The following is a 13,715-nucleotide window of genomic DNA, read 5'->3' as shown; positions in this document are numbered from 1 at the left end:
CGTTTACACAACCCTTTTAGTAAAATTTCTGTAAACGGTTTCAAATTTTAACATCAACTTATTTATTTAAAAAAATCCCATAGATTTTCTCATCTACGAGATTTTTTATGTTACTTATCATACTGCTGCATATTCCAAGTTTCTATGACATTTGTCAATAACTTCGTATAATTAACATCAGTTGCATAATGATTGTCATATAGTGCTTTAGCAGCTTGCTTATAGTTTTTAGCTGCTAATACGTCTTTAAATTGTGTGGGATTCCATGTGTTACCGTTAACAATGGTCTCAGCATGTTCCTTCATACTATCTTGCCAACTATCATAAATAGCAAATCGCGCTTTCTGAGTTTCTGCTTTACCATCGACATATTCAGTAGTTGTTAATACTACAGACTTGCCAGGTGTCTCATCCTGTGTTTTCACACCATAGAAATTATTATATTTAGACGATAGTTTTGAATTATCCCAGTTTGATTCATGCGCAGCTTGTGCAATAGAAATAGATGCTAAAATATCATATTTTTTGGCTAACTTTTGAGCATATGGCGCAATTTTCTTCACAAAAGCCAAACGTCTTTCAAATTCACCTTTTCCTGATGTTGCCAATAACGCCATAATATTAGGCGTCTGGATGTTATTTTCTTTTAGCGTTTTGTAATACGGTGTCATTGTTGTATTTGATACTGTCAAAAGTTTTTCAACCACATCATCAGCTGTTTTAACTTGACTTAAATCAAACGCTTGAGGATACACGTAGTCAAGTAATTTGGCTTCATTGGTTTTAGACGTTTCGACACCCCTCAGTAAGTCAGGATATTTTTTATCCATCTTAGCAATAAGTGCCTTGTCGTCAAAAGCTTTCATCATACTTTGAGGTGACACACCTTTCACCTCGTTTGCAATATTTTGCGCAACTTGACCAGAAGTTTGACCAACCGATATCAACACATAACCCTTTGGTAACTTTGGTGAGGCACCTGGTCCAGCTGCCATCTGTGAAAAAATCAACTCTACTGTTTGTGAAGGTGAAAGCTGGTAGGTACCAGCCTGCAATTTTTCAGCACCTTGCGACATCGCATACTTATAAAAGCTGTGACCACTTTTTATAATTTTTTTATCTTCTAAGATTTGACCCATCTGGGCTGGTGTCGATCCTGTTTCAATTTTAATTGTTTTAAACGTTGTATTTTCAGGATCTAATGCTGCATTTTTGTTATCAAGTAAATTTTTACCCAAAAATACACCACCAATAACTATAACCAGGATCACTAATAATCCTATCAATCGTCTTTTTGGCCCCCGCTTCTTTTTTCGCGGTCCTCCACCATCGTGATTGTCTGTTTGTGACTGTGTTTTATATTTTGATTTATGTTGGCTAGCATTTATTGCTTCTGCAGCCTTGATTTCATGTTGATGCCGTGCTTTTCTGGATTCCATGATTCACCCTTTAAAAATATCATTATAATAGCAAAGCGACTAGCATACTAAATACTAGTCGACTTTGTATATTTTATCATACTCTTGAGCGTTGTAGATTAAAAACAGATTACTTAAGGGCTTCGACATCGCGAGCAATCATTAATTCTTCATTAGTTGGAATTAATAGTGCCTTGACACGTGAGTCTTTAGTTGAAATTTCAACCTCATCTCCACGAACATTATTGGCTTCTTCGTCAAGCGTGATACCAAAATATCCTAACTTATCAACAATCATTTTACGTACAGGAATTGAATTTTCTCCAATACCCGCTGTAAATACAATCGCATCAACACCACCCATTTCAGCAACATATTGACCAACATATTTCACAACACGGTTAACAAAGATATTTACAGCTAATTTTGCATGGTCATGTGTATCTTGAACATCTAGCAGATCACGCATATCTGAAGAAATAGTTGAAATACCAAGCAAGCCTGATTTTTTGTTTAAAATATTAGTCATTTCTTCATTCGACAAACCTTCACGTTCTTGAATGTAATAAACAAGTGATGTATCAACATCCCCTGAACGTGTTGCCATAGTCAAACCAGCTAATGGTGAGAATCCCATGGATGTATCAATTGATTTGCCACCTTGGACTGCGGTAATTGAGGCCCCTGCACCTAAGTGTAGTGTAATTAATTTCAGGTCTTTTAAATCTTTTCCTAATAATTGGGCAGCACGTGCAGATACATAGCGATGTGATGTACCATGTGCGCCATATTTACGTGCACCATAACGCGTATAGTATTCATATGGTAACGAATACAAGTAGTTCTCTTCAGGCATTGTCTGATGAAATGATGTATCGAAAACAGCTACTGATAAGGCATGAGGTAATAACTTTTGAAAGGCACGAATACCCATCGCATTAGCTGGATTATGTAATGGTGCATAATCTGCCAAACGATCAATTTTAGTTAACACATCATCAGTTACAACAACTGAATGGTTAAACCACTCGCCACCCGCAACAACACGATGTCCAACACCTGTGATTTCATTAAAGTCAGCAATTATTCCTAAGTCTGTCAATTTTTGTAACATAAAATTAATTGCTTGTTGGTGATCTTTAATAGCTAAGACATTCTCATACTTCTTGCCTTTACCATCTTTTGATAAGGTGATATGCTCATCATCTTCTAAATGATCAACGGCATTTTCTGATGCAATAGATACACCATACTTAATTGTTACGATAGCATCGTCCATACCAATACGCTCAATAACACCCTGTGCGATTACTCGCTCCGCGGGCATGTCTAGCAATTGAAATTTCAGTGATGAACTACCTGCATTAACAGCCATTGTTTTAGCCATGATTTAATTCTACCTGTCTTTCTTAAAAACACGTTACAAGCTGCTGAGTATAAAAATATAAGGCGCTTATTTTTAATTAAATTACCTAATAACACCTTATATTTTCATGCTGTTTTTAACAGCAATTCACGCCCTGTCTTGTTCTTTATCCAGTTTAACCCATGTTTTAATATCTTGCAAAAATTTTTGCAAAGCTTTAATATCTTTGAGTGTTGGATACTGCCCCATTAATACCTCGCTATTACCAATAGTATCACGCTTTCGAAGAACTAAAATAGCTTTTGCGGCGCGTTGATCTTGGAAAAAATCGTTAGGTAATTGTAAAAAAGCTTTAAGGCGCGTTTCATTAGTCACAAATTGCAGTAATTTTTTGGAATCTTTATCTGATAATATATTAGCGGGTACGATTAAATATATCCAACCATCATCAGTTACAAAATCTACGCTTTTTTCAATCATGAGTTGATGAACAAATGATCTACCATCATCTGCCTGTGTGATATATGCGCCTTCAGGTTGAATCGGATAATAACCAACAGGCAAATCGGCAATCACAACCTTGGCTTTAGGTATATCAGCATCCAACGATACCACGTCTTCCTGATAGAAAGTGGTTTGATCGTGATTAATTAGTTCATCTGCCGCTGCAGCTAATGCTAACTGGATATCATCATTATCAATACCTATACGTTTTACCGCGATATCATTCATCTCGACAATGCCGTTGACAGTGTTGAGCAAGTTACTCGTACCTACAGCAAAATCTAGCAAAGTATCACCATCTTTCAATTCGGCTGTCTGTAATATCAAATCTGCCAATAGATAGCCAATACCATCTGGTGTTATTTGATGATTCGCCTGCGTCTGATCATCACGATTAACCTTTAAAATCGCTAACTGCACAGCTTTCCTTAAATCAGTCGATGTCGCATTTTGCCAATCTATCTTAGCAATAGTATTTTGTATTTGTTCTGTGACTGCTGGTGTTGGTTTCCCCTGTTCATGATGAACATCACCAGTATTAATGTCTGCTATTACTTCAATCAGTCCATCAATCATGCTGAGGTCGGCATCGTGTGATAACGCCTGCGCACCTTGAGTTAGAGCGTCGAAATACCGTGCTATATTTTCTTGTGTCATAGCCTTATTTTATCGGTTTTAAGTATGTTTTTCAAGTTGGTTTCACAAGTAATTGACGTGTATGGCGCGTGCCATTGTAATTAATAAGAAGTTTATTACCTGTAACAATGACGTTTGCCTCACCAACTGTTTGATTATGAGCTTTTTGTTGACTATACTTCAGACTCGCTTGTAATTGTATATTATCAATGACCGTTAACTCTATTAATTCAGATCTCGCACGTAATTGCGCGTTAAAAGCCACATTTTGTAGCAAGAAGACACCACTTAATACACCCATAATTATTATTGTAGAAACTAAAATGGTAGCTGATTGACGTTTTATCATTTATTTTTCCTTTGGCAAATATAACAATGCGTCAACTGTCTGATCATCATGTGTTAATAATTTAAGGATAAAATATCCTCGACAATTTTTGACAGTTAATGATTTCGCTTTTTGTTGTAAAATAATTTGTCCTGCACCCACGGCTGATAATTGTAACTTATTATTTTTGACCTCAAGCAGCATGCGCTTACCTTCAGCGCTTTTTAAAGCAACTTGGTGTTCATTCGCGTTCACAAATTGATAACGTTGTATTTCAATTTGATGTATCACACCTTTAAAAGCAATATCGGGTGGTGTATTTGAATTAGTGTGCAATAATGGTAAACAAAATTCAATAGTTAGTAAAACACATGCTGTTATGGCTAATGTTACTAAGGATTCTAGTAATGTAAACGCCGATTTATTTCTTGTCAACATAATCATTCCAAACGTTAATTGTCGCAATACGCTCCAATTGAACACGCTTTTCTTTCAACTGTAATCGTTGCTTTTGGCGATTGAAATTTTTCACCTGATCATATTCAACCGCTAATGCCAAGCTGATTAAACTCAAAGCAATTAATGATTCAGACAAGACAAATGCGGGTTTATTGAATTTCAGTACGATAATCACCACCTCCTAAACTAAAAACAATTTTAATTACCTTCTGCCCATTATCTAGTATTATGGTAGTTGGCGCGACATATCCTGTTGCTAAAATATTCAAGGTCTTTGTATTTGAATTGAGATAGCCTTTTGGATATTTAATTTTTTTGTCATCAAATGATACACCATTTGCTTCAAACTTGACGACTTGTACTTTTTGTTCCTTTTGCGCCATTAAACGCGCTTGTTGCCAACGACCATCAAACGCATGAAACCACTGATCAGGACTTTGCTGATGAGATATTTTTTGCCCACCAATGAGTAACATACTAGCAACAATCGTCAGTACAATAAGAGATTCTAATAAGGTAAAAGCGCTATTTGTGTGCTTCATTATTGGTAATTGTAATATTTAAATCTTTAACTTTTTGTACCTGCTTATTGGTTAAATAACCATCGTGTACTAAATTATCCATCGTTACATTATGATTTTGTGGATGTTCGTTCTCATATAGATCGATTTGTGTCTGAACTGTTGATACCATCGCAGTTGCATGTGTATCAACAGCTTTTTTACGTTGATTGTTAAGATTGGGTAAAATCAGTAGCATTAGTAAACTAATGATAAATAGTACAATAGCTGCTTCAATTAATGTAAAAGCTGATTTACGACGTTTTAATAATATCATTGATATAATCCTCCAATTGATTGATACATGGGCAGTAACATAGACATATATAGGCCAACAATGGCTAATCCAATGATGCCAAAAAATAATGGTTGTAACGTACCGATTAACCGGTCCGTTTGTTGCATGAGTAACTGAAACTGTGTTTTCGCATAGTAAGCTAAATAATCAGCCAACACACGTGGTTCATGTCCGCGTGCAAAATACCCGGCTAACGAACGATTCAAATAAGGTTGTTTTAGCACATAGGCCTCTATTGTCTCTCCTTTTTCTAAAGATTGACGTGCATGTTTCACTAGAGCAACTGCCATATCCTTTTTGTGCGAATGACTAATGTCGTCTAAAATTTCAGGTACAGTTACACCACTGGCTAATGAAATGGCTAATTGTTGTGCGACTTGATATGTTGTGATTGTCTCGACAATTTTTCCTATAATTGGTATATGAACCAGTAATATCAAACGTTGCCGTGGTGTATGACTACGCCAGATCATACAAACACCAAATAATAGCAAGACCACTGTCCCAATAAATAGATAGGCATATGTGTGATTTAATGCATCAACAGTTGTTGTTTCATTTTGCCATTGATTTAAAATTGGAAATAAAAAATATTTCAATCCTACCAACATAAGGCCTAAAATACCTAATAAAATTAAAGGATAACGCATGACTTGTGCTACTTTATTTTCTTGTTGTTGTAATTTGGCTAGGCTTTGTCCAATCGCAACCAATGTTTGAGACAAATTACCATGTTGATCAGCTAGTTTGATTTGTAAAATAATTTGATGATTAGCATGTGGTTCAAGTGCAATATGTAATTTAATACCATGATTTAAGTCGTCTATAATTTGATTCAGCCTATCTTGCCATTTCAAATGCGCACTGGCTAAAATATCTAAACTTTGCGCAAGACTATAACCTGATTGCAACAACTCTCCTAACTCTTGGAAAAATAGTACGCGGTCATGTGAACTAAAGCTTTTGATAGGTTTCACATGTTTCTTGCGAAATAATTTGCTGATCCATTGCATGTTGTAACACCTCCTGCCATTTTTTTGAAAATTTAGGAATCTCATCACCACGCATAACACGTTCAAGTAGATGATCATTGAGCATATCCATGATGGCTGCTTGTTGATGGTTGTTAGTTGGCAATAAACGTTGATAAACAACACCAGCCAATGCCGCCATTAGTTTCATATGATCGACGCCTAGATCCTGTAACCGTACAATAACATCACGTGCTGACATAGCATGCACAGTACTTAATACCAAATGCCCACTTAGTGCGGCTTGAACGGCTGCCTGCGCCGTTTTCTTATCACGAATTTCACCTACTAATAAGATTTCTGGTCGATGTCGTAGTGCTACTTTGATTAACTCATCATAATAAATACCAGCATCTTCATTAACTTGTAATTGCACAAATTTTGGTTGTTGAATTTCAACTGGATCTTCAATTGTCAATACGAGTTTATCATCTGCTAATTGGTCTAATAGACGATAAAGAGTTGTTGTTTTCCCGGACCCTGTTGGCCCAGAAATTAAAAATAGACCTGCACTCGGCAATGCTGTCTGTATTGCTTCAAACTGTTGAGAAACGAGCCAATTTTGTGTCTGCCTTTGCGGATAAATAAGTCGCAAAACAACTGTTTCTCGGTTCAAAAAATCACCAACAGTAGATACACGTAGCCAAATCTCATCATTTTGAAAACGACCTAATTGTGGTCGCCTGCGTTCTGAAATATTCATTTTGGCACGATATTTAAGCGCTGAAATCATTGTTTGCGCATTTATTTCAGATATTTGTTTAAATGTCACTGCTTGACCATCAAGATGAAACTTAATCACATATTGTTGATCCTCGGTGGGTAAAAGATAAATATCATTTACTTTTTGTTCAATAGCTGCCTCTAAAATATCATTCATGTTCGCTCCTTCTATACATCATCATACGGAGCACCACAATTTTTGTCACAAAAAAACACCCAGAAAAATCTGGATGTTTTAAAAATATCTTATCTTATTAGTTGTCTAAACGTGCACGGAACTTTTTAGTTGCTTCCTCATAGCCAGGCTTACCTAATAAAGCAAACATTGCTGTCTTATAAGCTTCAACGCCGGGTTGGTTAAATGGGTTAATTCCAAATGTATAACCCGAAGCACCAACAGCCATTTCAAAGAAATAAATCAAGTAACCAAGTGAATAAGCATCTTGAGCAGGGATATGAACTGCCAAGTTTGGCACACCACCGTCAACATGGGCTAAAGTAACACCTTGAGAAGCCTTTGTATTGACCTCATCGATTGTAATGCCTTCCAAATACTGCAAACCGTCATTATTGCCTTCTTCATGTGGCAAATCCAAGTTAGATACAGGGTTATCTAACTTAACTACCGTTTCAAATAAGTCACGACGACCTTCTTGAATGTATTGACCTAATGAATGCAAGTCAGTTGAGAAATTAGCTGATGAAGGGTAGATGCCTTTTTGGTTTTTACCTTCAGATTCACCCATCAATTGTTTCCACCATTCTGACAAATATTGCATTGAAGGTTCCCAATTAATTAAGAGTTCAGTCGTATAGCCCTTATCATATAAGATACGACGTACGGCTGCGTATTTATAAGCTTCATTTTTCGTTACGTCGGCTTCAGAGTACTGGTCTTGCGCATCTTTTGCACCAGACATTAGTGCTTCAATGTCTACACCTGAGGCTGCAATTGGTAACAACCCAACTGCTGTTAGTACTGAAAAACGACCACCAACGCCATCAGGAATAGTGAAGGTTTCATAACCTTCAGCTGCGGCTTCATCATGCAAAGCACCACGATTTGCATCTGTTGTTGCATAGATACGCTTTTTAGATTCAGCAACACCATATTTCTTTTCCAATAACTGTTTAAAGACACGGAAAGCAATTGATGGTTCGGTCGTTGTTCCTGATTTTGAAATCACATTAACAGAAAAATCTTGATCACCAATTACACGTACCAAATCATTGAGATATGAAGCTGATGTTGAGTTACCTGCAAAATACACCTTAACGCCTGAGCGTTGTTCATCTGATAATTCATTATTAAAAACAGGATTTAAGAAATCAACTGCCATCTTGGCACCAAGATATGATCCACCAATACCAATAACAACCAGAACCTTTGATTTTGACTGAATTTGCTTAGCAGCTACTTGAATACGATTAAATTCTTCTTTATCGTAATCTGTTGGCAATGTAATCCAATCAGAATATTCAGCCCCTACTCCTGAACGGTTACGTAATTGTTGATCAGCCATTGTAATTAATGGTTGCATTTCTGAAATTTCATGTTCTGCCACGAAATTTTCAATATTCTTTGTATCAAATGTGATGTGTGCCATTGTGCTTCAAACGCTATCCTTAGCTTAAAAAGTTGACCAACCACTGAGTTGTAGAAAGCAGTGTGTTTGTCCAGATTAGCGTATTTCCTCCTTATTCTTTTAAGCGCTTACAAGTTTATTCTATCACAATTTTGACGCAGCTGCGTCATCAATAATTAATGTGACATCGAGATGTTTCTGTAAAATTGAGGCAGGTACTTCCTCAGTTATAGGACCATTAATAGTTGCTGCAATTGCATCAGCTTTATTTTCTCCGTATGCTACTAAGAGAATTTTTTTTGCTGCCATTACTGATGCGATTCCCATTGATATGGCTTGCGTTGGTACCTTTGAAGGGTCCTCAAAAAAACGTGCATTGGCTTCAATTGTTGATGAAGTTAAATCGACAATATGAGTTGTTGAATCAAACGATGTTCCAGGTTCATTAAAACCAATGTGACCATTACGTCCAATACCTAACAACTGCAAGTCAATTGGGTGTTGAGAAAGGATTTGATCATAGTCATGTACCGCTTTATCACGATCTGCTTGTTTCCCATCTGGTACATAAGTTTGTTTGAAATCTTTTTTGTTAAACAAATGCTCATTCATGAAGTAACGATAACTTTGTGGGTCGTTACCATCTAAACCTAAATACTCATCTAAATTAACTGAAACCACATCAGAAAAATCTAAATCACTCGTTGCTAATTTATCATATAAAGCAATTGGCGAGGAGCCTGTTGCTAGTCCCAACACCTTAACACCATTCGCTAAAGCGTTTTGATAAATTTCAAATGATTTATTTGCGCCTTCTGCTGCATTTTTAACTTTAATAATTTGCATATCAGTACCACCTTTATTGGTCTATACCACTTTGGTCTATACCAATATAATAACACATTTATCTGGACTTTGAAAGTCAAATTTGAATGAACTTAATAAAAAGCAGTTCCAAAAAGGAACTGCTTTCATTAATCAAATATTGCTCGCCACGTGCGAACAAACCAATTTGTCCTATTGGTTTGTTCGGTAGCAACTAGTGGTATTGTTTGATTACTCTGTGTTGCATCTGTTAAATATTTAGCCCCCGCTAGGTTTACATGTGCATGCCCTAGCACATCTCCTTTTTTAACAGATTTTCCTTTAACTTTTGTTAATGTAGTTTCCGTTTTAGGTTTTATTTTATTATTGGCCCAAAACGTCTTACTTTTTGACATAACTACCGGCATTTGGTGCGTTTTCATTGTACGTAATTTAATCGTTTTCTGTCCCGCCAATTCATTACCTTTTGTGTAAGTTATAGGTACTTGGTGCTTTAACACATCGTTAACAATATTGATTGTAGATTGATAACGTTGAAGCACATCTGTATAGACACCTGCACCATTAACAACAGTAATAAATTCATGTCCATCTGCATCTTTAATCAGTCCTGTAAATGCAGCGCCTGATTCTGGTGTTGACCCAGTTTTTAAACCTTCGATGACCAATTGATTAGGATTAATTAAATTAGGTAAAACTTCTTTTTGCAATACTAAATAGTCTGTAGGTTCTTTTACGGTGTATTGTGGCGTTAATTTATATGAAATATACTGCATTTCTGACAGGGTCCTAATATTTGGATCCAATTGTACCAAGGTACGTGCCAAAACTGCTAATTGTTCAGCACTAGCCTCGTTCGCTGCTTCATCAGACGCATCTTTGACGCGATGACTAAAGGCATCTTTATTAACCTGTCCGGCAGAATTATACCATTTTGACCCTGTTAAATGCAATTCTGCTGCCCACTGTTTAAGTGCCCCTTGCATTGTCATACCTTTTGGTGTCATGTACTCACCCAAGGCAAAGGCCGCGTCATTAGCTGATAACTTAATCATCGCATTATATAATTCACGAACAGTTAGTGTATCACCTGCTTTAACTGCCAAATGCGAAAACAAATGACTATCTTGCTTAGATAAATCAGCTTTTTTTGTAATAGGGACTTTATCAGTCCACTTAATTTTTCCAGAATTAATGCCACGTAATACAGCATATGCTGTTAACATTTTTGATTGTGAGGCAATTTGTACCATTTTATCAGCATTTTTTTCTGCTAAAATCTGACCTGTCTGAGCATCGACAACAATTGCTGAAGTCACATTTTCTTGCAAAGCTAGCGGTTGTGCCGTATTGTCATTTGCTGAAATCATCACTATTCCTACTAAAAAAGTAATGATACTTGTCACAATAAAATTAATTTTTTTCATTTCCTGCCCCAATTTGTTTTAACGGTAATGTCATAATAACCGATGTTAATTCACTGTTTGATCTTGCAAATACTTCCCCATGATGTTGTTCAATGATGCCTTTAACAATTGCCAATCCCAATCCGGTACCACCGGTTTTGCTATTACGCGAACTTTCAACTCGATAAAAGCGATCAAAGATATCACCAATAGCATCACTTGAAATCGCGACACCATCATTGATGACATGAATTTCCACTTGTGATTCCTTGACTTGTGCTGTTAGTTTAATAAAAGTCGCACCATCACCATATTTGAAAGCATTGGTAATTAAATTCATTAATGCACGTGCCAATTTATCTGAATCACCTTCCAAAATAATTAATTCTGGATTTGTCATTTGTGTCAACTTGATATGTCTGTCTCTTGCTTCTAATTCATAACTCGCTAGCAATTGTGCAAATAAATCACCCAAGCTCAATGTCGTGATATTAAGAACAGCATCATGTGCCTGCGTTTTTGAGAATTCAAATAAATCCTCCACTAATACTTTCATCTGATTAGATTTATCATAAGCCGTATGAATATATTTATTTCGATCAGCAGCACTAATACTATCACCATTCATTTCAACAAGACCTAAATAACCAATAATTGCTGTTAATGGTGTACGTAAATCATGAGAAATATTCGTAATCATTTCATCTTTTGATCGTTCACTTTGACGCTCTTCCTCACGAATCTTGCGTGTATTTTGAGCAATTTGATTTGAAACATTAATCAGTGCTTGTGTTTTTGGAGCATATGGCGCATGCCAATCAATTGTCATATCTGAATTTTGGCTTGCTATCTGTCGCAAATCTCGAATTAATCGTATCAGGCTTTCAGATTGTCGCCATCTCAAATATTGCCAAAATAAAATACTCAAGTTCCCTATAATCAACACTAAAAAAGTTAACCACTGGGTCATAGGCAGCGATAAGGACCATTGTCCACGTAATACTATTATCCCCATGTTCACAACAAAAGTAAAAAGCAGCAGTAACAAAATCGTCACTACCGCAAAATAAATTTTTGTGCGATTACGTCTAAAAAAAACTACTAATCTCTTCATTTATTTTACTTCTATCTTGTACCCAACGCCCCACACTGTTTGAATGACTTGATCTCCACTAGTTGCTTCTTCAATTTTATCCCGAAGATGTGAGACATGAACCATAACTGTTTTAGCTGATACAACAGACTCTTGTTGCCACACACGTTCAAAAATATCATCTGCTGAAAAAACACGATTTGGATGTGAAGCCAATAGATATAAGATACCAAATTCTAGAGCAGTGAGATTGACCAAATCACCATCTGATGTTTTAACTTCATGACTATCTTTATTAATAATTAATGAGCCAATATCCAATACGTCAGGCGCCTGATCTTGCACTGCATTTTCTGCCCGACGCAACAATGAACGTACTCGTGCCATGACTTCTAAAGGATTAAAAGGCTTTGTCACATAATCATCTGCACCAGTAATTAGGCCTTGGATTTTATCCATATCACCCGATTTTGCTGATAACATTAAAATAGGAATCCGACTATCTTTACGAACAACCTTAACAACCTCTAAGCCATTCATATTAGGCATCATGACATCTAAAATCATTAGTGCAATGTCAGGATTAGTATTTAACTTAGAAATGGCTTCTTTCCCATCAGCTGCCATGACAGGATCATATCCTTCATTTTTGAGATAAATTTCGAGTAATTCAGCAATTTCAATATCATCATCTACAACTAATATTTTCATATCCGCACCCCTTATTTCTTATTCCGTGCTTCATCTAATCTTGCTTGTTGCGCTAATTGACTAATAGCGAAGAACCCACCCTTCAAACCAAAGCGCTGACGATTCCAGCGAAATGCTACAAAAGCTAAAATAGCTAGCGCCAGATAAACAACTGGTGGTAGAGTTGGGTTTAATGACTGTGGTAACAATCCTAAAACAGTAAAGCCAACAATCCAGGCGACAACGGCACCTAATAAATAGGCCCATCGGATCCATTTAGCCTCTTGCTTCTGAGCTGCCTTTGGATTAGGAGTTACCTTTAACATTACGCCAGTATATATTGTGCCACCAAGTAGTGCAATTAAGATTAATGACACAATACCACCACCTTGATTGTTCCCATTTTTTGAAAAGAACAAGGTAAACCCAAACACAACAGCAAATAACATAAAAATAACTAAAGTTGTGTCTAATGCTAGCGTCCAAAACTTAAATTCATGCATTCTTTTAGCGGTTTGTTTTGGGTCCAAATACTTTTGCGCTGCTTGAGTTGGTGTCCCAAATAGTTGTGCTGCTGTTTGCCCAGACTTTTGTGCTACACGCAGTTCATCTTCAATTTCTGCAATTATCTCTTCTATTTTTTCAGTAGATAATTTACTGTTTTGCAAAATTATCTTTTTAAAACGAAAAACAAAGTCCTCATTTTTCTTTGTTAGTGAGCGTTTTTCTTCTGACATGTCATCATTCCTCCGAGAATATGTACGCAGAATGTCTCTGCATTAATATATTATT

16 protein-coding genes are annotated in these 13,715 nt (G+C 36.4%); all 16 read right to left on the bottom strand.

All coding sequences use genetic code 11. From position 1 onward, the window contains the following. Positions 1-110 precede the first annotated feature (110 nt). Positions 111-1,439, bottom strand: a complete 1,329-nt coding sequence (locus FGL89_RS06130; protein ID WP_014974854.1) for an endolytic transglycosylase MltG — start codon at positions 1,437-1,439, stop codon at positions 111-113. A 109-nt stretch (positions 1,440-1,548) separates the two neighbouring features. Then, on the bottom strand, positions 1,549-2,805 hold the full coding sequence (locus tag FGL89_RS06125; RefSeq protein ID WP_014974855.1) for an acetate/propionate family kinase: 1,257 nt from the start codon (positions 2,803-2,805) through the stop codon (positions 1,549-1,551). A gap of 126 nt (positions 2,806-2,931) precedes the next feature. Continuing rightward, positions 2,932-3,945: a class I SAM-dependent methyltransferase gene (locus FGL89_RS06120; RefSeq protein WP_014974856.1), complete on the bottom strand. Its 1,014-nt coding sequence runs from the start codon at positions 3,943-3,945 to the stop codon at positions 2,932-2,934. Between the two features lie 31 nt (positions 3,946-3,976). Beyond that, positions 3,977-4,273, bottom strand: a complete 297-nt coding sequence (locus FGL89_RS06115; protein ID WP_014974857.1) for a hypothetical protein — start codon at positions 4,271-4,273, stop codon at positions 3,977-3,979. After that, the gene (locus tag FGL89_RS06110; RefSeq protein WP_186727195.1) at positions 4,274-4,690 is read right to left on the bottom strand and encodes a prepilin-type N-terminal cleavage/methylation domain-containing protein; all 417 of its coding nucleotides are present in this window, start codon (positions 4,688-4,690) and stop codon (positions 4,274-4,276) included. Continuing rightward, positions 4,674-4,847 (bottom strand): hypothetical protein, encoded by a 174-nt coding sequence (locus tag FGL89_RS06105; RefSeq protein WP_186727194.1) that lies wholly within the window; start codon positions 4,845-4,847, stop codon positions 4,674-4,676. The genes FGL89_RS06110 and FGL89_RS06105 overlap by 17 nt, the downstream gene beginning before the upstream one ends. 13 nt (positions 4,848-4,860) lie before the next feature. Beyond that, entirely contained in the window at positions 4,861-5,253 is a 393-nt protein-coding gene (locus tag FGL89_RS06100) for a prepilin-type N-terminal cleavage/methylation domain-containing protein (protein ID WP_014974860.1), read from the bottom strand. Beyond that, the gene (gene comGC / locus FGL89_RS06095; protein WP_014974861.1) at positions 5,237-5,548 is read right to left on the bottom strand and encodes a competence type IV pilus major pilin ComGC; all 312 of its coding nucleotides are present in this window, start codon (positions 5,546-5,548) and stop codon (positions 5,237-5,239) included. Before comGC ends, FGL89_RS06100 begins: the two co-directional genes overlap by 17 nt. Then, entirely contained in the window at positions 5,545-6,582 is a 1,038-nt protein-coding gene (locus tag FGL89_RS06090) for a type II secretion system F family protein (protein ID WP_014974862.1), read from the bottom strand. Before FGL89_RS06090 ends, comGC begins: the two co-directional genes overlap by 4 nt. Further along, the gene (comGA, locus tag FGL89_RS06085; protein WP_014974863.1) at positions 6,524-7,480 is read right to left on the bottom strand and encodes a competence type IV pilus ATPase ComGA; all 957 of its coding nucleotides are present in this window, start codon (positions 7,478-7,480) and stop codon (positions 6,524-6,526) included. The genes FGL89_RS06090 and comGA overlap by 59 nt, the downstream gene beginning before the upstream one ends. 97 nt (positions 7,481-7,577) lie before the next feature. Beyond that, positions 7,578-8,930, bottom strand: a complete 1,353-nt coding sequence (locus tag FGL89_RS06080) for a glucose-6-phosphate isomerase (RefSeq protein ID WP_014974864.1) — start codon at positions 8,928-8,930, stop codon at positions 7,578-7,580. Positions 8,931-9,053: 123 nt separating this feature from the next. Continuing rightward, entirely contained in the window at positions 9,054-9,755 is a 702-nt protein-coding gene (gene nagB, locus FGL89_RS06075) for a glucosamine-6-phosphate deaminase (protein ID WP_014974865.1), read from the bottom strand. 128 nt (positions 9,756-9,883) lie between these two features. Further along, on the bottom strand, positions 9,884-11,161 hold the full coding sequence (locus FGL89_RS06070) for a D-alanyl-D-alanine carboxypeptidase family protein (protein ID WP_014974866.1): 1,278 nt from the start codon (positions 11,159-11,161) through the stop codon (positions 9,884-9,886). Beyond that, positions 11,148-12,254 (bottom strand): sensor histidine kinase, encoded by a 1,107-nt coding sequence (locus FGL89_RS06065; RefSeq protein WP_014974867.1) that lies wholly within the window; start codon positions 12,252-12,254, stop codon positions 11,148-11,150. Before FGL89_RS06065 ends, FGL89_RS06070 begins: the two co-directional genes overlap by 14 nt. Beyond that, on the bottom strand, positions 12,255-12,944 hold the full coding sequence (locus FGL89_RS06060) for a response regulator (RefSeq protein ID WP_014974868.1): 690 nt from the start codon (positions 12,942-12,944) through the stop codon (positions 12,255-12,257). Between the two features lie 11 nt (positions 12,945-12,955). Further along, positions 12,956-13,660: a DUF1129 domain-containing protein gene (locus FGL89_RS06055; protein WP_014974869.1), complete on the bottom strand. Its 705-nt coding sequence runs from the start codon at positions 13,658-13,660 to the stop codon at positions 12,956-12,958. Positions 13,661-13,715 lie beyond the last annotated feature (55 nt).

Origin of the sequence: Leuconostoc carnosum, assembly GCF_007954525.1 — a bacterium.
Classification (GTDB): Bacteria; Bacillota; Bacilli; order Lactobacillales; family Lactobacillaceae; genus Leuconostoc; species Leuconostoc carnosum.
This window is presented reverse-complemented; position numbering and strand designations above follow the sequence as displayed.